Source organism: uncultured Clostridium sp. (assembly GCF_963527835.1).
Lineage (GTDB): Bacteria > Bacillota > Clostridia > Clostridiales > Clostridiaceae > Clostridium.
This window is the reverse complement of the sequence record NZ_CAURTC010000007.1, coordinates 49,207-69,875: the sequence shown is the minus strand read 5'-3', so window position 1 is coordinate 69,875 and position 20,669 is coordinate 49,207. Positions and strand designations below refer to the sequence as shown.

Sequence of the window (20,669 nt, the reverse complement as noted above, 5' to 3'; positions counted from 1 at the left end):
CTCTCTTTCTAATAAGTATCCAATCTAAATTATAATACTTATTATGTTGTATATTATTAATTTTTCCTTAAAATTATTTTACCTATGGAATTTACTCCATCTATAGATAAATTTAATTCTGTTTCACCTTTAGGTATTTCAATCTCTTTATATTTATTGATTTTTTCATATTCAGAATTATTAGTGCTTAAATAATATTCGTCCATAATTTTACCATCTTTAAAAGCACCCAATATCATAAATATACTATCTTTACCTTGATCTTTGCCTTGATTATTTTCAGTTATTTTAACTAAGTCTTGCTTTTCCATTAATATTAGATATGCTTTTTCATCTTGTCCTACTTTATTGTCTTCAGGACTTTTTTCAAAAAGTTTTGTTTCCTGTGTAAAAATTGTCGGTGGTGCAAATTCATCCTTAAATTTAAGTTCTAAAGCTTTTTCATTTTTTATATATGTTATTGATGTATTGCTTTTATTGTTTTTTATAGTGTTATCTATCTCTATGCTATATGAGCTAAAATACTTTTTAAGGTTATTTTTATATTCTTTTTCTTTAGTTTTTCCTACATAAAATAGTGGATTAAATTCCTTAGTCATTACTTCTGTTGCTGATAATAGAGTATCTCTTTCTCTAAAATAACCCTTATCTAACGGATCTATCATTACCCACTTGTTATTTTCATTGCTCCAATATTCAACAACATAATAATTATATTTGTCTTCAAAGGCTGCATCTTTAATTTTAAAAGCTCCTACCCTACTTTTAAAACCATATGAAGCTAATAAATCTCTTTCTATTATTGCCATATCTTTAGCAGATACTTTTCTTCTTCCACCTAATTTTTTAAAAATATCATATGCTGATTTCTGTTTTAAATCATCTATATCATCATATTGACAAATTGCATTTAAAATATCAATACTTTTTAATACTTTGTCTATTTCATTATCAGATTCATTTAATACATCTTTAACTTTATATGTACTGTCTAAAGATTTAATTTTTTCATTATTTTCATCATCATAAAAAAAAGTAATATTATTTTCATTATAATAATTATCCCAAGTTAGAACTTCAAGTTCTTTAACTTGATTTGTTTTAGAAAAATGTACAAAAAATAAAATTATACAAATTAAAAATACTAAAATCGCTTTTAGCCTATTTTTAATTTTTTTACTCACACTTTTATCCCCCTTTAATTTCACTGTTTAAATAGTATTTTAAACATGCTTTAATGTTATAAATCAGGGAATTAACTCCCTGATTTATAACATTATTATATTAATATTCTATTAATTTAAATTGTGAAATAGTTAATCCACCACTGTTGTCTTTTTTATATGTTTTAATTCTATTATAGTTTTCAGTTATTATTTCTTTTATTTTACTGTCAGTATTTTCATTTATTTCATTATAAGCTGCTTTAAAGTTAACTAATGCTCTATCCATGTCACCTTCAACGCATATGTAATAATATCCTGCATTATTTAAATTTATTATGTCATTTTCATCAATAGCATAAGCAGATCTTATAGCCTTTATAGCTTTTTCATTTTTCCCTTTATTTAGATAAACACTTCCTAAAGTTCTATAATATTTTGCATTGCTACTATCTAATTCAATGCTTTTATCTAAAAGTTTTATTCCTTCATCTTCTCTTTGATTATTTATTTTAATCAAAGCTGAATTATAATATATTTCAGCATTTTTAGAATCTATTTTAGAAGCAATTTCATAATACTCTAAAGCCTTATTTGAATCTTTAACTATATCTTGATAATATTTGGCTGTATTTACTAAAACTTCTGGATTAAATAAGTCTATTTCTAAAGCAGTTCTAAGATAAGATGTAATGTTCTCAAATTTCCCTTCTTCATCTTTAGAGTCTTTCACTATAATGTTCGGTATTAAACTACCATATACATTAGGATATTCTCTATTTAATAATATAGATTTTTTAGAATTTTCAAAAGCTTCTTTATATCGTCCACTTTCATAATCATATAAAGATAACATATACCAATTTATGTACGACTCATCATCTCTATCAACAATTTCTTTTAAAGAATTAATAGAATTTTTTTCATCACCCATATTCTTATATGCAGTATATTCTATAAAATTAACACTAAACTCTTCTGTTTCATTCAAACTTTCATTTTTTAATTTATTTACAATCTCTAAGCTTTTTGATGCATTTTTCTTATCTAATGAATACATTTGAGCAAGCCATATTTTATATATTTTTTCATCTTTATGTTTTTCTTGTAATTTTGAAATTTCTTTAATCATGGTATCTTTATCATACAATGATAATTGTTTAACTGCATCTAAAGTAAGTAATGCATCTTCATTTTTATCACATGCATCTTTTAATAGTTTTAATCCAGTTTCCCAATTTTCAAGTAAGATGTTCATTCTTGAAGTAATTATAATATCTTTTACTCTATCTGAATTACTATAACCAGCTAAAATTTCTTTTGCTTTTTCCATATTATTATTACTAACGTAAATTATAAACATTGTATTTGCTAAATCTTTATATGTTGGATTATCTTTTAAGAATAATTCACCATATTCTAATGCCTTTTTATTTTCACCATTCATAAAACTTGTTAATACTATTTCATTAGCAATTTTTTTATCTTTTTCGTTTAATTCTTCTCTATTATTTGTATCTATGGTTTTATTTCTTGATTCATATACTTTACTAATTAACTCATTTGATTTTACATAATCACCTTTTATAGAGTAAATCTCTGCAATCTTCATATTATACTCTGGCCAAGGTATTTCAGCTTGTAACTTTGTATATTCTTCAATAGCTAAATTATAATTTCCATTAAAGAATGCTTCTTCTGCTGGATTCGTTGCTATTGATACTTTTTCTTCACTTGGCATTAAGCTTTTAACTGCGACTGCAATCCCAACTACAGTTACTAATGTCAAAATCATTGTAATTATAGAAGTAAAATATTTGTTAGACTCAGAAATCTTTTTATATGTACAAAATATCTTTTGTAGAAAAGAGTTTTTATTTGTGTTTTCCATATGTACACTCCTTACATATTTCTAGTACGTTTACACTTTCTTTATATTTTAACAAACCTTTGTATAAAAATCTACATTTATTGATATATTCAAAAATGGAAAATTATTTGGCATATAAAAATTTTGTGCTATACTTATATTTGTTTTTAGTAATTTATGATAAAATTTTATATTATTAAATAAAATAATTAGGTGGTGACTACAATAAATATTAAGTCTATTTTAAGTATAATTTCAGCTAAATGCACAGCATTTCTTTCAAAACATCTAATAAAGGGAGGAAGTACTTTCCCTGGCAAAATAGCACTAAAAATCGACAAAAATATTCTAAAAAAAGTTAGTGATGGCTATAAGGTAATACTTGTAACTGGTACTAATGGAAAAACAACTACGACAAGTATGATAACAAATATACTAAAAGAAAATGGATTTGATGTCATAACTAATAATACAGGTGCTAATTTATATCCTGGTATTACAGCTTGTTTTATATCAAATTATAAATTTTTTAATAAACCTAGAAATAGATACGCTGTAATTGAAGTTGATGAAGCCAATGTTAAATTTATAACTGAGCATATTTCTCCTGAAATAATAACAGTAACAAATTTATTTAGAGATCAATTAGATAGGTATGGTGAAGTTTACACAACACTTAACAAAATTTTAGAAGGTATCGTTAAAGTTCCTGACTCAAAATTAATTTTAAATGGTGATGAATCTTTACTTGGCAAATTAGACTTTAAAAATCCAATGACTTATTATGGTTTTAATGCTCCTATAAATGAAAATCATTCTATTGATATAAATGCAGACTCAAAATTCTGTAAAGTTTGTAAGACAAGATACTCTTATAATTTTGTAACTTATAATCATCTAGGAGACTTTTATTGTACTAAATGCGGATATAAAAGACCAAAGCTAAATTATGCTGTTAATAAAATATTTGATTTAAACCCAGAAAATTCTTCTGTTCTTATTAATGATACTGAAATTTTAATAAGTCAATCAGGAGCTTATAATATTTATAATGCATTATGTGCTTACGCAATATCAAAGGAAATAGGTATTAATGATGATATTATAGTAAATTCTCTACAAAATCAAAATTCAAGTTTTGGTAGACAAGAACAAATTACTATTGGTAGTAAACATGTTGAAATAATATTAGTTAAGAATCCAGCTGGTTACAATCAAGCATTAGATACTCTATGTCTTAATAAAAATGATTTTTCAGCTACATTTTTATTAAATGATAATTATGCTGATGGAAGAGATATTTCTTGGATATGGGATGTTAATTTTGAAAAAATATCTACCCTTCCAATAAAGAATATATTTATTTCAGGAACAAGAATGTATGACATGGCCGTAAGATTAAAAATTGCTGGTCTTAATAAAGACAGCTTTATGTTAGAAGAAGATTATGAAAAATTAACTGAATCTATACAAAATGATTCATCTTCTAATAAGGTATATATTTTAGCAACTTATACTGCTATGATAAATTATAGAAAATACCTTCATTCAAAAGGTTACATTAAAAAACTATGGTAATTTAAAGGAGGTAATACTTTGGAATTAAATATTTGTCACTTATATCCTGATTTATTAAATGTATATGGGGATGTAGGTAATGTGTTAATTTTAAAACATAGAGCAGAAGAAAGAGGAATAAAAGTAAACATTAGTAATTCTTCTATAAATGATACTATAGATAAAGATGAAATAGATATTATATTCTTTGGAGGCGGTCAAGATTATGAACAATCAATAGTATCTCAAGATTTAAATACTATAAAAAAAGACTCTTTAATTTCTTATATTGAAGAAGGAAAAGTCCTATTGGCAATATGTGGTGGCTATCAATTATTAGGTAAATATTACACTGCTCCAAATGGTGAAAGAATCAATGGACTAGGCGTATTAAATATTTATACTGAAGGTGGAGACACAAGATTTATAGGTAATACTGAAATATATAATGAAGCATTTAATCAAACTTATGTTGGCTTTGAAAACCATTCTGGTAGAACCTATATAAATGATCATACTCCACTTGGAAAATGTGTTCATGGATATGGAAATAATGGTGAAGATGGAAATGAAGGTTGCATATATAGAAATACGTTTTGCTCATACTTTCATGGATCATTCTTATCTAAAAATCCAGAATTTGCTGATAAGCTTTTAACTTTAGCATTAAGAAATAAGTATGGAAATGAGATTGCTTTAGATATTTTAGATGATAATTTTGAAATAAACGCAAAAAAATCAATTCAGAAAAAACTAAATACAAATTCTTAATAAATTTAAAAATTAGCTAATATCAATACAAATTTTGATATTAGCTAATTTTTATTTATACATTTAAATTATTTATCTATTACACGTTTTCCTATTAAATATTTAACTTCCCAATCTTCCATTTCATCAAAGGTTTTAAATTCATATCCTAAATTTTTATATTTGTTTATAATACCTTGAAGTGCACTAGTCGTTGTAACTTTGTTTTCTAAATCATGCATTAAAACAACTTCTATATTATGAATACCAGCCTGACCTTCAACGTTGCCTGTTATTTGTTCTTCTGGAACCATAGCTGCACAAGTATCTCCTGAATCTATTGTCCAATCTATATAATCCAGTCCTTTTCTTCTTAACTCACTTTTTATGTTTTGTAAAGTTTGATAATCACCTACTGTATTATCAGATCCACCGGGCATTCTTACAAATCTAAATTTTTTATTTTCTCCTATAACATTATTTATGATTTCAGTACACCTATTAAGATCATCTATATAATACTGTGTTGATGAATACAATTCTTTATATTCATGATTGTTGCAATGAGGTATAAGGCCCATACCATATTCATTTAATTGTTTTAATGTTTCTTTATATCTTAAAGCATTAGAACCAACCACACAAAAAGTAGCCCTTACATTATTTTCATTTAATATTTGTAATATATTCTCCGTATTATTAGGAGATGGCCCATCATCAAATGTCAAATAGACTATTTTCCTTGGAGTTTGATCTAATGCATTAGCGTTATATGTATTAAAAATTGAAAAAATTAGAATAATAGATAATATTAGAAATTTAAAATATTTTTTCATATCTTCCACCCCTTTCTTAGCATATATATAGTTTGTTCTAAAAAACAAAATATATATATGTAAGTTATAGGTAAATATTAAATTACTATGTAAAAATACGTATTTATCACGTATTTATTTACAAAATTTCTTACATTATGCGTTGTATTTTATTGTTATTAAATATCATAAATGATATACTTATGTTGATTTAAATATTACTAAATAGAGATGGGGAGATTTTACTTGAAAAGAAATTTAATCTTAAAAACACTTGCATTAACTCTTACTATTTCACTATTTGCTCCTTTTTCAGTAAAAAGTTATGCAACTGAAAATACGGAACAAACTTCACCTAGTATTCAAGCTGAATCAGCTTTAACTATGGACTATGAAACAGGTGAAATAATTTATACTAAAGATGCTGACAGTAAAAGGTATCCTGCAAGCACTACTAAATTATTAACAGGTTTATTATTAGCTGAAAAATTCGAAAAAAATTCTGAGATTTCATTTACTCAATCAGCTAAAGAACAACCAGAATATTCCTTAAACATAAATTATATGGGTAACAGAATGCAAGTTGGAGATAAAATGCTTGCTGATGATGTTATGAAAGGATTATTACTGTTCTCTGGAAATGATACTGCATATATGATTGCAGATAATGTTGCTGGTAGTGCAGATGCATTTTCACAATTAATGAATAAAAAAGCAAAAGAGCTTGGAGCTAATAATAGTAATTTTATTACTGCTAACGGACTTCATGATCCAAACCATTATACAACTGCTTATGATTTATCTTTAATAACTAAAGCAGCTTTTGAAAGTCCATGGGAAAAAGAAACTATGGAGTTAAAAGAAGCTCCTATAGATATAAATGGTTCTAGGATTATATTAGAAAATAGAAATTTAGGATTAGGCAAAAATGGTAATATCGCTGGTAAAACTGGATCAACTAATGCTGCAGGTGGTTGTTTAGCTGCTGTGTATGAAAAAGATGGTAGAAAAATAATAGGTGTTATTTTAAAAAGTAGACAATTAGATAATGCTGATATGACTAAATTTAATGATATGGATTCTATTATAAATTATAGTTATTCTGCTGATAAACAAGTGTATAAAAAAACCAACGAAGAAGTTGGAACTACCGATTTACAATATAAATCTTTTGGTTTATTTGGACCTACAAGAACAATTACTGTACCAATAATTTTAAGTCAAGATGTTATGTACTATAAAAATGCTATTAATGACGCTGATTCTTCAATAACTTACAATGCTTCAAATACTAGCGCTTGGAAGTTAGCATTTAATAAAAATACAAACTTAACTTATTCAACTAGAAATCATACTGAAGAAGTTCAAGGTATTATAAACATATCTTTAGGTAAAATATTAAAAGATAATATTTTATTATATTCAACAGTTTTAGTAGTTGCTATAATAATAATCACATTAATAGTTCTTATAAGAAATATGGCTAAAAATAATAGAAAAAGACGTTACAGAAGAAGATATTAATAATAACTCTTTATTACAAACAATGTTTTAAAGTTTTATTTATATAAAAGGTGAAAAAATGAATAAATTAAATTTTAAAGGTAGTGTGATGTTAAATCCCACGCCTGTAGTTCTTGTTACATCTAAAAATAAAGAAGGTAAAGTAAATGTATTTACTGTTGGCTGGATAAGTACAGTATGTACAAAAGAACCTATCCTTGCAATGGGGGTAAGACCCGAAAGATTATCTTATGATTATATAAAAGAAACACAAGAATGTGTTATTAATTTGCCTAATAAACAAATGGTAAAAATAGTAGATTATTGTGGTGTTAGATCAGGTAAAAAAGAAGATAAAATTAAAAATCTTAATTTAAAATTAAATGAAGGCGTAAAAGTAGATACACCTTCATTAGAAGATGCTCCATTTGCATTAGAATGTAAGTTAAAATCTATTACACCATTAGGTACTCATGATTTATTCTTATTAGAAGTACTTAATGTTAAAGTAGATGAAAACTTATTAGACGAAAATGGTAAAATTGGCTTTAATAAAGCTAACTTAATTTGTTATAATCACGGAGAATATTTTGAAGTTAATTCAAAGCCTTTAGGCTCATTTGGATATTCTGTTATGAAGAAAAATACTAAAAAAAAGCCAAGAAAAAAATCTAAATAATATTTATAAATAAAGCTTATATGATTGAATTAAATCATATAAGCTTTATTATTTATGATCTATTTTAAATATGGTTGTGATGTATGCAATAAGTAAAATCACATTGTAATTGGACTTTAATAATATTTATTCCCATTCATTCCATATATCAGGTGTATATCCTACCGTAGCGTGTTTACCATTTCTTACAATTGGAGTATTCATAACTCTAGGATTCTTTAACACAATTTCTTTCTTTATATCAGCACTTCTTATATTATTTAAATTCAATTTATTATAATCTTTAGATTTTGAATTTATTAAATCATTAACAGATACTGAATTTAAAACACTATTAAGTTCACCCTTGCTTATTCCCTTCTCATTCAAGTCAATAAATTGAAAATTAACTCTTCTTTCCTTAAAATATCTTTCTGCCTTCTTTGTATCAAAACATTTTTTAGTTCCAAATATTTGTATATTCATTACAACTCTCCTATATTTAATATATATATTGCTTATACTAAATTTACATCTACTTTTATTTTAAATCAATACAAAAATTATTAAGGTTACTCTGGCAATGCAAACATTTTACCAATATACCCCTTTATCTCCTGGCTTATCACATTACAAAACATTGCATTATACTTCTTTATATCTTATAATATCCTATGATTAGTTGATGAAAGGAGAGAACTATTGAAAGTTACAAATAGAGACAGTTATTTTGATAATTTAAGAGGCTTCTTTTTAATTTGTGTTATAATTGGTAACTCGCTTGAATATGTAAGTCCTACATGTATAGATCCTCATTATTTTATCCTTTTTCTTTATATGTTTCACATGCCAGCATTAACTTTTATATCAGGATATTTTTGTAAAAAAAGCAACAGAACAACACAACAAAAAGTACTTGATACATTCAAACTATATTTTTATGCACAAACTTTTTATTATTTACTTAGTATAATTGTATTTCAAAATTATGGTTTAAGAATTGAATATTTGCGTCCCAACTGGACTTTATGGTACTTATTTGCATTAACAGCCTTTTATATAATTTCAGATTATATAAAAAATTCTAGAACTGCTTTACCTGTTAGTATACTAGTTTCTTTAATTTTTGGTTTTGATGTAAGTTTTACTGCACAAGCTAGTGCTGCTAGAATTATATTTTTCTTGCCATTTTTTATAGCAGGATTAGCCTTTGAAAAAAAACATCTAGAGATTGTAAAAAAACATTTGTGGAAATTTATTTTGATAAGTTTATTATCACTAGGAATTTTGTATATACTTAAAGATGAAACTTCTGTAGAGCTGTTATTTGAATATACAAACTACACATTTTATTATGATACTTCTACTTATCCCCTATTTATAAGAGTACTTCATTATATAGGAGCCTTTTCAATTTTAGGAGTTATTTTTAGTATATGTACATCAAAGAAAACTTCAATATCTTGGATTGGTAAAAATTCATTATATCTGTATGTATCACATGCAGCTATAATACAGTTAATGGTAAAATTTAGATTATTTAAAATCGATACACCTTTGCAAATTATAGTATCAGAAATAATTTTAATTTTAATCCTATGTTTAATTACATATGTATATTTAAATATAAAAAATAAAATAAAATCCAAAGCATAAAGTAGTGGCTATCTTTAAATATTAAGATAGCCACTACTTTATATCTTTTTAACTAAAGAATTTTTTTGTTTTTCATTTAACATAAATTTAATGTATTTTATACCACTTTTGCATTTTTCCATCTTCCACTCTTATATCTTAGTACAGATATTGTAGATGCTAATATCCAACCTAGTGGTATTGCCCACCATATTGCTTTTTGTCCAATAAAATATGATAAAGTATATGCAGCTATTACTCTTAATGATAAATTACATAAAGTACTTATCATAAATATCTTAATATCTCCTGCCCCTCTAAGTACCCCATTTGTTGTTACCATTAATCCCATAAGTACATAAAAAATTGAAACTACTGTAATATACTCTACTCCTATACTAATAGCTTCTTTATTAAGACTTGAATCAACAAACATTCCTATTATATTTTCTCCATATATATGCAACAATATTGCAATTATAAAACAAAATATTCCTATCATCTTTATTGCAGCTTTGTATCCATCTTTCACACGATCTATTAAATCAGCACCAATATTTTGAGCTGTAAATGTCGATACCGCACTACTTATATTAACCATTGGCATAATAATTATAGAATCTATTCTGGTAGCTGATGTATATGCAGCAATAGTTACAACTCCATAAGTATTGACTAAAGCTTGAACAAACAAATTTCCTATTGATACTATTGCCTGTTGTATTATTGATGGAATAGCTATTTTACATGTCTTTTTCAATATATTAATATCAAATATTTTATATTCTTCATGTACATCTATTCTTTTAACCTTTATTAAAAGATATATTAATGATAATATTGCAGATACACCTTGGGAAATCAAAGTTGCATATGCTGCACTTACTACTCCCATATTAAATTTTATTACAAATAATAAATCTAATCCCACATTTAAAATAGACGAAAAAATCAAAAAATATAATGGTGTTTTAGAGTTTCCTAAAGCATTAAATGCTCCAGTATTAATATTATAAACAAATAAAAAAACTACTCCCATCATATATACTTTCATATAACTATCAGCATCTGTTAATATATCAAGTGGAGTTTTTAAAATCCTTAATACTGAATTGCTAGTAATTACCCCTATTATCATTAATATTGTACTAAATATTATTATAGAAATAATAGAAGTGTATATTGCTGTTTTCATATTACCTATTTGCTTTGCTCCAAACATCTGTGATATTACAACAGAACATCCTATACTAGCTCCAGTTGCAACTGCTATAAATAAAAATGTAATAGGATACGAAGCTCCTACAGCTGCTAGTGCATTGGCTCCTATAAAGTTCCCTACAACTACTGAATCTATAATATTATAAAATTGCTGAAATACATTTCCCATAACCATAGGAATAGCAAATAAAAATACTATCTTTCCAGGGTTCCCCTTAGTCATATCTTTTATCATTAAAACCCTTCTTTCATAATTTCTAGGATTATACATTTTCTTTTAATATGCTTTTTCAAATCTTCAAGCAAATTGCAATCTACACTTTAGAATTTGGTTTATATTATTTTTCACTTTCTTAATTTATGACTTCCCCCTGTTAAAATTTGGCTCTATTTTAAATGTGTGTTGATATATACAATAATAAAGTGGCATTGTAATTTGACTTTGAGAATCCTTAATGAGTATTGTCACATTTACTGCTTGTCTCAATTTTATATTGGGAGCAAGCTAAAATGGGACTATACTCATTTTAGCATTCCTAAGTTCAATTACTCAGTCCATTTTACTTATGTATATATCAACACTTTGCTAAAACATATCCTAAAATTTAAAAAGCTCAAAAGATAAAATTTATTTAAAATTCATTTTATCCTTTGGGCTTTTTATTTATATTTATAAAATATAGTATTAATTTTCTTGTTAGTTTGTTCTTATTATTTAATTTATCTTATCCAAGCTCCATTAGAACCTAGTCTATATCCATTAACAGTTGTATTGCTAACCATTGCTCCTGAATAATCTAGATAATACCATGTACCTCTATCATCTACCCATCCAGTTAACATTTTCCCGTCTTCTCTTAAATAATACCATTTTTCATTTATATTTTGCCATCCTGTTGCCATATCACCATTATCGTTTAAGTAATACCATGAACCATTTGGATTAGCCCATCCTTTTTGCATCATTCCAAGTGAATCCATGTAATACCATCTTCCATTAATAAAGTTCCATCCAGTAACTCTATTTCCACCTAAAACATATTGCCAATTGCCATTGTTAAGTATATTCCAACCTTCTCTAAATCCTACTGTAGCTGAAAGTGGAGTTTCACTTAACACATAATCTGAACAATGAGTTATTGTAAATGATACCTTATCATCTTTTACCTTAACATTTGATGCAACTAATTCTAATGATTTTGTACTTTTATTATAATAATAAACATACATATTTTTGCCATTATATTTTGATCCTATTTTAGCTTCAATCTTTGCCTTGCCTGGTAATTTACCATCATAATTAAAATATAAATTAACTACATTTGCACCATTTAAAACATTTTTTATTTCTGATTCATTTGGAGATGTTGTTTCAATAGTTGTATCTATCTTACTGTCCATTGCAGAAAGATTATTAATATCATCTCCATCAAAAGTCCAGCTATAATCATCACCTTCAAGTACTAATGTTTTGTCATCATTATCCTTTAAACATTCAAAAACATCTTTTTCTACCTTAGGATAATTAGAAACATTATAAGATACACTGTCTGCATTTGAATCTTCAATTTTATCAGTTATTCTATCAGTATCCGCAGTGCTTCCTGAGCCTTTACTTGATGAACTATGAGATTTTGAAGATTTTTTTTCATCAATGCTACTGGTTGTATCATAAGCTTCAACATCCTCTCCATTTATATTAACCTTTGCTACTACTTTTATATATTTATCTTCATCTCTATTGGCTAATTTATATTCATTATCTTTTCCAGAAGATATTTTATCATATTCTCCATCTTTTTTCTTACATCTTTGCCATTCATATGTTACAGATTTTGGAGTTATAGCTTTTCCATTTTCATATGCTGTTACATTAGCTTCTAAAGTCTTTCCTACCTTCTCTGTTCCTGAAATTGATACCGTTGCATATCTTTGTCTTTGAGTTATTACATTTAATGATGTTTTAGCAACAGTTGTACCTTTTTCATCAAGCCAATCATATTTATATATGTTAGTGTTCTTCTCTTTAGGTGTCCAAACTTCACCACTCTTGGTTGCTATTGGTATATATTTTATATAGTTTCCATTTTGGAATGAACTTTGAACTTTATCATTTATTTTTTCATTTACTTTTACTATATTTTTTCCATATACTGCTGATGGAGTTGTAAATTTAACTCCAATATAAGCTATATTAGCTGTTGAACCAGTACTTCCATTTAAACTATCTAATTTTTTGCCTTGTTCAGCATTAAATTTATTAGGTAAATTAATTGTTACAGTGCCTGCTGTTGTAGTCTCTACCTTTATGCCGATATCATCATAATTTGAACATCCCTCAACCTGTTGTGCAACATTTCCATCTGTTGCACTAGCATAAGCTTTAACATTAACATCTGCAAAATTTGGTACAATTCCTCCAGCTTGCATTCCAGTTATAGCTGCAAGAACTAGTGCCATAGTCTTCGCATGCATATTTCTTTTCATTATAATATCTCCCCTTATCTTTTATTATCCCTAATGTGTAATCTTTTTGTATATGTATAAATTAAAATATAAATTTAATAATACTTAATAGTTTAATTCTACACACTTTATATATAATTATAACATTAATGGGAAATATTTTCACATAGCTAGCTAAACTCATTTTAGCATTCCTAAGTTCAATTACTCAGTCCACTTTGCTTATGTATATATCAACACTCTACCAAAACATAACCTTTATATAAAATAATTAAATATTAAATAGAGGAAAAGAAACAAAAAAATAGAATAGATATATCGTATATGGAATTTATTGTAAATAAGGAGGTTTTTATATGTTAAAAAATAAAAAGAAATTTTTAATGTCTATGGCGCTAACACTTGTACTTATGTCTTCATCTGTACCAGCATTGGCAATAACTACACAGGATAAAAATACTACTCAAGAAATTACTACTGAGTATTGTGATAATCTAAAAGATTTAAACGAACAATTAGTAATGGGTGTAGCTTGGATGCAATCTTCTGCCGAATACAGAGCATTATGCTATCAAGCTTATAATACAGGCCAAATGATTGTAGATCAGGAATCTTCAAAATTCAAACAAGGAGATAAACCTCTAGCTATAATTACTGATTGTGATGAAGCTGTTATTGATAATAATGAATATGAAGCTGGTTTAATAGGTGAAAATGCTGCCTACAGTGAAGAAACATGGGGGCAATGGGTAAATCATGCTGATGCAAAAGCTATGCCTGGAGCAAAAGAATTCTTAAATTATGCAGCTAATAAAGGTGTAGAAATATTCTATGTAACTGGACGAAATGAAAAAACAGGACTTGATGGAACTATGAAAAATCTTGAAAAATTAGGCTATCCATGTGTAGATCAAAAACATATGCGTTTAAAAACTGATAGTAGCAACAAACAACCTAGAATGGATGAAATCGTTAAAGATTATAATGTAATAATATATATGGGAGATGATGCAGGCGACTTTCCAATTAATTCTTACGATAAAGATGTAAAAGATAGAAATCAATTAGTTGATGTAAATAAAAATAATTTTGGAACTCATTTTATAATCTTACCAAATCCAGTATACGGACATTGGGAAAATGCACTAGACAAAGATTATTTTAAGCTAAGTCCTGCTGAAAAAGACAAAGTAAGAAAATCTTATTTAAAGACTTGGACACCTAGCCAAAATAACAACTAAATAATATAAATGCCTAAAGTAAAGTGATAATTTTCCTTTTACTTTAGGCTTATAAAATTATTACATCATAAATTTAATGTAACACTTATATATAATATATATTTATACAATACTTTTTATCTTAATTTAAATTTATTAATCATTTCTTATAATGTTTCTGCTTGAGCTGATAGTTCTGCACTTTCTTCTGCTATTGCAGAATTTGATTGAACTACATCTGCTATTTGATCTATTCCAACATATATTTGCTCTATTGATATAGATTGTTCTTCAGATAATTTGGTTATGTTATCAACTAATTCTACTGCTTCTTTAGTATGTTCAACAACTTCTTTTAATGAAATTGCTGTAGTATCTGCAATTATTTTACCTTTTTCCAACGATTCTATAGAGCTTTCAATTAATTCAGTAGTATTTTTAACTGCCTCTGAACTTTCTTCCGCAAGCTTTCTAATTTCTTCTGCAACAACTGAGAATCCTTTTCCAGCTTCTCCAGCTCTTGTTGCTTCTATAGCAGCATTAAGTGCTAAAAGATTTTTTTGTTTTGCTATACTGTCTATAATTCAAAATTTTTTATTTAAATGTAAAATATCTTAAATATTTATAATAATATAAAAGTGACTAATTGTAAAATGAAATTGAACTAATAAAAAATCCATAGTGGATTATCTGTGTTATGATTTAATCGCTAAACAAAATTCAACACGGAGGATAATCACTATGGATCATCAAAATCATAACACAGAATCACGTAAAAATAAACACTTGAATTTCAAGGAGCGTATGACTATTGAGCTTCGCCTTAATGATGGATTTTCAGCATATAAAATAGCTAAAGAGCTAAATCCGTCCAATAAATACTATTTTAAATGAGATACGTCGTGGTACAACTATACAGATTAAGCAAGGAAACTGCGTTAAAGTGTATCTTGCAGATACTGGCGAGGTTATTTATAAAAATAACCGTAAAACTTCTTGTTGTACATTTAAACGTCTGGACTGTAGTGATTTCATCAATTACGCTGTTGATAAGATAAAAAATGATTTATGGTCTCCAGATGCTTGCGTAGGCAACGCCCTTGCCACTGGCAAGTTTGAACGTTCTCAAATAGTTTGCACTAAAACTTTATACAATTATATTGATCTTGGCTTACTAGCTGTTATTAATGCAGATCTACCAATGAAGCTGCGTAGAAATACTAAGCCAGCAAGGGTAAAGAAGCATAAGAAAAAGCTAGGCAAAAGTATTGTTGAACGTCCAAGTAATATCAATGATCGTGAAGAATTTGGTCATTGGGAAATAGACACTGTTGTTGGTAAAAAATCCAACAATGACTGTGTTCTTCTAACTATTCTTGAGCGTAAAACTAGGAATGCCATCATTCATAAAATTGCATCAAAGACTGCTGAAGCAGTTACGGAAGCACTTAATAACCTCCGCAACATATACGATAAACAGTTTAGTAAAGTTTTCAAAACCATAACAGGTGATAATGGCTCTGAATTCGCTGACTTATCCACATTAGAATCAGAAACAGACACAAAGGTATATTTCACTCATCCATATTCCTCATTTGAAAAAGGTACTAATGAACGTCACAATGGTTTAATACGCCGCTTTATCCCAAAGGGAAAGCGTATGTCAGATTATAGTTCAGATGACATTGCATTTATAGAGGATTGGATGAATACTCTTCCAAGGAGAATACTTAACTATAAAACTCCAGAAGAGCTATTTGAGATACACTTAGATGATATATATTCAATCTAAGTAAATTTAAGCATTTAAGTCATAAATACAAATTAGTTCAATTTGTTATTGCAATTTGTAATAATATAAAAGTACAAAAAGAAACAGTAGTTAGTTTTGTGTAAAAATAAAACTAACTACTGTTTCTATAATTTTCTTACCGAATCGAAATGGTGCGTCTTAAGGGATTCGAACCCCTGGCCCACGCCTTAGAAGGGCGTTGCTCTATCCAGCTGAGCTAAAAACGCATATTTAAAATATCAGTATTTATATCAATACCTTATATAAAGCATCTATAAATCGTTTGTTTATCTATTATATGTTATATATATATAAATTGTCAACACTATTTTTTGAATATATAAGAAAATATTTTAGAAATGCAAAATAGCCTCTAATTATTAATCTATTTCTATTTTTTACTTTAATTTTTTAAAGATATTAATTTATAATTATAAATTAAAAACCTATACCAATGCTATACATTAATCAAATACTCTAATGTTTTAGGTGAATCTAATTCATCTATTTTTGATTTAATTTCAGAAATATTTTTATTTTTTCATTAACCCATTTATATGAATGCTTAAGCCATTCCATTGCTCCAATTTCGTATATATCATAAAATTTTTTAGGAAATTTTAAATTCAATTTGCTTTCTAAATCTTGCAAAGTATATATTGTATCCATTTCTCATTCTCTCCTTATATATAAACATTCTTATTCACATTGCAGACTCTTCTTTATAGAATTTACATAATTTTTAAACTCTTCTTTTTCTTCATTACTTTCAAATATTCTTAAAGGAACAATAAACGCTGAAATTGAACTTATGTAAAAAAATACATATTCATCCGTTATAAAAATTTTTTCTAAAGCATTTATATTTACAATTTGAGTGCTATACTCATTACTGTCTTTTATACAATTATGATTTAACTCAAAAGTTCTCTTACCTAACAGGCCTTTATTTTTTCCTTCACTTAAAATTTTTTTAATACGTTTTCTTGTAGTTTTAATAAAACTTTTTTCAAAAAAATATACCCATGCAAAATATATTAAAAAATAAAATATTACTAAAACTATTACATGATACCTTACAATTTTATTCATAATATAAACCATTACGAAAGATATTATTATAGGCAGAATGAATCTAAAAATATACATTGGTTGTTTTAAAGTTTTAGAATTATCTATATAGTACATATTAAAATTAATGTAATCCTCTTCCTCTATACTAAATTCTAATTTCATTTTACCTCCATATATAATCATAAAAATTTAACAATAAAATAAATTTTATTATTATAATTCTTAGATTTAAATTAATCACAAATATGAAGTACTTCTATAATTATTGCGCACTATTACATGTTAAAAGATTATTTTTCAAATTTCAAGGTTTTTATTTAATTTTTACCTGTTAAGTTTTATTTTTCCTATACGATATAAAAGTAGTTTTACGTATTAGTTTTTTCTAAATAAATTTCAACCCCAAATCACATTAATTTTCTCATAGTCAGCCTGTAATTTATAAATCATTTTCATTTTTGAATAATATTCTATTAATTTAAAGTCTACATACTTATTAAAAAGAAAAATATGCCTAATAGTATTGACTAGTGAAATAAAATTGTTTATACTATATATCATAGTAAAACGATACGAATTAAAAGCAACGATTAGAAAAGTAGATATTTATATTTTATGCAGAGAGAGTCTTATTTGCTGAAAAAGACTTTAAAGTAATTTATCATGAGTGCATCTATGAGCTATTTTTTCCAAAGGCTAAAGCTAAGTAGAAAAAATCGGTTAACACCCGTTACAGTGTTAAGATATGTTTGTATCTATTAAAGACGAGTTGTATGTATTTAATTATACATATAAACAGAGTGGAACCGCGGAGTATATAACTTCTGCCTCTGTAATTAAGAGGCAGGAGTTTTTTTGTATACACAATTATTAAAAAGGGGGATTTTACAATGAAAAAACTTTTTAACAACTTTATTTTCAAACTAATTATAGCTGTACTAATAGGTGTGTTAATAGGAACTTATTCTAATAATAATTTTATTCAAATTATATCTACTATTAAGTACGTGCTTGGACAAATAATATTCTTTTCAATACCATTAATTATATTAGGTTTTATTGCGCCATCCATTGCAAAACTTAAAGGAAATGCTAGTAAATTACTAAGTTATGCAGTATTAATAGCATATTCATCATCTGTATTTGCAGCACTTTTTTCTATGTTTGCAGGATATAATATAATACCTAGATTATCAATAATTTCTAATAATACTGTAACAAAAGAATTGCCAGACTTACTTTTCAAACTTGATATACCACCAATAATGAGTGTTATGAGCGCATTAGTCCTAGCATTATTCTTAGGACTAGCAACAGCATGGACTAAATCTGATTTAGTTGAGAAATTATTGGAACAATTTCAAAATATAATATTAAGTATTGTTGAAAGAGTTATAATTCCTATACTACCTGTATTTATTGCTACAAATTTTGCATGTTTAGCTTATGAAGGTGGTATAAGCAAGCAATTACCTATTTTCTTTAAAGTTATAATTATAGTAATTATCGGCCACTTTATTTGGCTTACTGTTCTATATTCAATTGCTGGAATAGTGTCAAAAGAGAATCCTTGGGAAGTTGCTAAAAATTATGGACCAGCTTATCTTACTGCTGTTGGTACAATGTCAAGTGCAGCAACATTGCCTGTTGCATTAAAATGTGCTAAAAAATCTAAAGTTTTAAGAAAAGATATTACAGATTTTGCTATACCTTTATGTGCAAACATACATTTATGTGGATCAGTTTTAACAGAAGTATTCTTTGTAATGACAGTTTCACAACTTTTATATGGAAAGTTACCTAATCTTTCAACTATGATTTTATTTATAGTGTTACTTGGAATATTTGCAATTGGAGCGCCTGGTGTCCCTGGAGGAACTGTTATGGCTTCATTAGGACTTATTACAGGTGTACTTGGATTTACTGAAGCTGGAACAGCACTTATATTAACTATATTTGCACTTCAAGACAGTTTTGGTACAGCATGTAATGTAACTGGTGATGGTGCCATTGCGTTAATGCTTACAAGAGTAAAATGTAAAAATAATTGTGAAACATCTTAATAAAATACTAAATAACTCCCAAAGGTAAAATGAACTGCCCCTTGTCAAGTAGACAGGGGGCAGTTCAATATATTTTTCCTTGGGTTTATTTTTCTAATTACTACTCTTTATACTAAGCACACTTGTTTCCTCTTCTGTAAATGGTATATAATGTAAATATATAAAATTAATAAACAACTGCATTATTATAATACATGGAGGTTTTACTATGAATCTATTAGCATTAATTTGCAATATACTTATTCCTATAATAATGATTTTCATAGGATTTTTATACAAATGCAATTTGTATAAGAAGATAGATAAAATTTTAGATTTGATCGTACCTATGGCAATGATTTTTTCAGGTTTTTCAGATGATAAAAAGATTAGTCTTTCTAAAAGTACAAGCACATTAGCTTCAGCTAATAAAAAATGCGGTTTAATATGGAGTATTTCCGGAGTATGCACATTACTACTTACTATAATACTGTTAATATTAAATAAATCAGATATTTATGATACAAGTATTATTTTATTAGAAGTTGAACTTTTCATATTAATTGCTGTATTTGTAACTGTAGAGTATGTCTTAAAAAGAAGGTTTTATAAAAAAATTTATTAACAATTTTATATAAGATATAAGAACATAATGTGTATTGTAAATTTTTACAATACACATTATGTTCTTATACTATTAACTTTTAAATTTACTATCTAACAAGATCTTATTATCTCTGGAATTTTTATATTGGTTATAATATATTGCATTATTTATATATTGATTTTAAATAAATTTTCAGTAAAAAGTAAATAATAAAAGAGTATGCTACACTACTGCTGTTAATTTGTACATCCAACTATCTCTAGCCCGCATCTTATAAGCAAATTCTTAAGTTCTTA

16 protein-coding genes, 1 tRNA gene and 2 pseudogenes are annotated in these 20,669 nt (G+C 26.5%); 9 read left to right on the top strand and 10 right to left on the bottom strand.

Annotated elements, in window-relative coordinates; genetic code table 11:
• Positions 1–56: 56 nt before the first annotated feature.
• Together RYM86_RS05955 and RYM86_RS05950 are read right to left on the bottom strand one after the other, a co-directional pair.
• Entirely contained in the window at positions 57–1,184 is a 1,128-nt protein-coding gene (locus RYM86_RS05955; protein ID WP_315078635.1) for a hypothetical protein, read from the bottom strand.
• 100 nt (positions 1,185–1,284) lie between these two features.
• Positions 1,285–3,054 (bottom strand): hypothetical protein, encoded by a 1,770-nt coding sequence (locus RYM86_RS05950; RefSeq protein WP_315078633.1) that lies wholly within the window; start codon positions 3,052–3,054, stop codon positions 1,285–1,287.
• A gap of 195 nt (positions 3,055–3,249) precedes the next feature.
• Here RYM86_RS05950 and RYM86_RS05945 point away from each other — a divergent pair, with 195 nt between their 5' ends.
• The gene (locus RYM86_RS05945) at positions 3,250–4,611 is read left to right on the top strand and encodes a Mur ligase family protein (protein ID WP_315078744.1); all 1,362 of its coding nucleotides are present in this window, start codon (positions 3,250–3,252) and stop codon (positions 4,609–4,611) included.
• A gap of 18 nt (positions 4,612–4,629) precedes the next feature.
• Complete coding sequence (locus RYM86_RS05940) at positions 4,630–5,361, top strand: type 1 glutamine amidotransferase (protein ID WP_315078631.1); 732 nt, start codon at positions 4,630–4,632, stop codon at positions 5,359–5,361.
• Positions 5,362–5,429: 68 nt separating this feature from the next.
• On the opposite strand, the gene RYM86_RS05935 is transcribed toward RYM86_RS05940, so the two are convergent.
• Positions 5,430–6,176: a polysaccharide deacetylase family protein gene (locus RYM86_RS05935; RefSeq protein WP_315078629.1), complete on the bottom strand. Its 747-nt coding sequence runs from the start codon at positions 6,174–6,176 to the stop codon at positions 5,430–5,432.
• A 225-nt stretch (positions 6,177–6,401) separates the two neighbouring features.
• Here RYM86_RS05935 and RYM86_RS05930 point away from each other — a divergent pair, with 225 nt between their 5' ends.
• Together RYM86_RS05930 and RYM86_RS05925 are read left to right on the top strand one after the other, a co-directional pair.
• Positions 6,402–7,679 carry a serine hydrolase gene (locus RYM86_RS05930; RefSeq protein ID WP_315078626.1) on the top strand — a complete coding sequence of 426 codons (1,278 nt, stop codon included), beginning with the start codon at positions 6,402–6,404 and terminating at the stop codon, positions 7,677–7,679.
• 58 nt (positions 7,680–7,737) lie between these two features.
• A complete protein-coding gene (locus RYM86_RS05925) occupies positions 7,738–8,337 on the top strand; it encodes a flavin reductase family protein (protein WP_315078625.1) in 600 nt (199 codons plus the stop codon).
• 126 nt (positions 8,338–8,463) lie between these two features.
• Here the strand turns inward: RYM86_RS05925 and RYM86_RS05920 are convergent, their stop codons facing one another.
• Positions 8,464–8,802, bottom strand: coding sequence for an arsenate reductase family protein (locus tag RYM86_RS05920; protein ID WP_315078623.1), 339 nt, complete (start codon positions 8,800–8,802; stop codon positions 8,464–8,466).
• A gap of 216 nt (positions 8,803–9,018) precedes the next feature.
• On the opposite strand from RYM86_RS05920, the gene RYM86_RS05915 reads away from it, so the two are divergent.
• The gene (locus tag RYM86_RS05915) at positions 9,019–9,972 is read left to right on the top strand and encodes an acyltransferase family protein (RefSeq protein WP_315078621.1); all 954 of its coding nucleotides are present in this window, start codon (positions 9,019–9,021) and stop codon (positions 9,970–9,972) included.
• Between the two features lie 97 nt (positions 9,973–10,069).
• Here the strand turns inward: RYM86_RS05915 and RYM86_RS05910 are convergent, their stop codons facing one another.
• Positions 10,070–11,407 carry an MATE family efflux transporter gene (locus tag RYM86_RS05910; protein WP_315078619.1) on the bottom strand — a complete coding sequence of 446 codons (1,338 nt, stop codon included), beginning with the start codon at positions 11,405–11,407 and terminating at the stop codon, positions 10,070–10,072.
• 485 nt (positions 11,408–11,892) lie between these two features.
• Positions 11,893–13,659 (bottom strand): N-acetylmuramoyl-L-alanine amidase family protein, encoded by a 1,767-nt coding sequence (locus tag RYM86_RS05905; RefSeq protein ID WP_315078617.1) that lies wholly within the window; start codon positions 13,657–13,659, stop codon positions 11,893–11,895.
• Positions 13,660–13,994: 335 nt separating this feature from the next.
• On the opposite strand from RYM86_RS05905, the gene RYM86_RS05900 reads away from it, so the two are divergent.
• A complete protein-coding gene (locus RYM86_RS05900; protein ID WP_315078615.1) occupies positions 13,995–14,879 on the top strand; it encodes a 5'-nucleotidase, lipoprotein e(P4) family in 885 nt (294 codons plus the stop codon).
• Between the two features lie 146 nt (positions 14,880–15,025).
• Here the strand turns inward: RYM86_RS05900 and RYM86_RS05895 are convergent.
• A pseudogene (locus tag RYM86_RS05895) lies at positions 15,026–15,439 on the bottom strand (methyl-accepting chemotaxis protein); the annotation flags it as partial.
• A 160-nt stretch (positions 15,440–15,599) separates the two neighbouring features.
• Here RYM86_RS05895 and RYM86_RS05890 point away from each other — a divergent pair.
• A pseudogene (locus RYM86_RS05890) lies at positions 15,600–16,650 on the top strand (IS30 family transposase).
• Between the two features lie 150 nt (positions 16,651–16,800).
• On the opposite strand, the gene RYM86_RS05885 reads toward RYM86_RS05890, so the two are convergent.
• The 3 genes from RYM86_RS05885 to RYM86_RS05875 form a co-directional block, all read right to left on the bottom strand.
• Positions 16,801–16,877: transfer RNA gene (locus RYM86_RS05885), tRNA-Arg, on the bottom strand.
• Positions 16,878–17,154: 277 nt separating this feature from the next.
• A complete protein-coding gene (locus RYM86_RS05880; protein ID WP_315078614.1) occupies positions 17,155–17,319 on the bottom strand; it encodes a hypothetical protein in 165 nt (54 codons plus the stop codon).
• Between the two features lie 30 nt (positions 17,320–17,349).
• Positions 17,350–17,886 (bottom strand): YcxB family protein, encoded by a 537-nt coding sequence (locus RYM86_RS05875; RefSeq protein ID WP_315078613.1) that lies wholly within the window; start codon positions 17,884–17,886, stop codon positions 17,350–17,352.
• Between the two features lie 728 nt (positions 17,887–18,614).
• On the opposite strand from RYM86_RS05875, the gene RYM86_RS05870 reads away from it, so the two are divergent.
• Both RYM86_RS05870 and RYM86_RS05865 read left to right on the top strand, forming a co-directional pair.
• Positions 18,615–19,787 carry a dicarboxylate/amino acid:cation symporter gene (locus RYM86_RS05870; RefSeq protein ID WP_315078611.1) on the top strand — a complete coding sequence of 391 codons (1,173 nt, stop codon included), beginning with the start codon at positions 18,615–18,617 and terminating at the stop codon, positions 19,785–19,787.
• 208 nt (positions 19,788–19,995) lie between these two features.
• Positions 19,996–20,391 carry a hypothetical protein gene (locus tag RYM86_RS05865; protein ID WP_315078609.1) on the top strand — a complete coding sequence of 132 codons (396 nt, stop codon included), beginning with the start codon at positions 19,996–19,998 and terminating at the stop codon, positions 20,389–20,391.
• Positions 20,392–20,669: the final 278 nt, after the last annotated feature.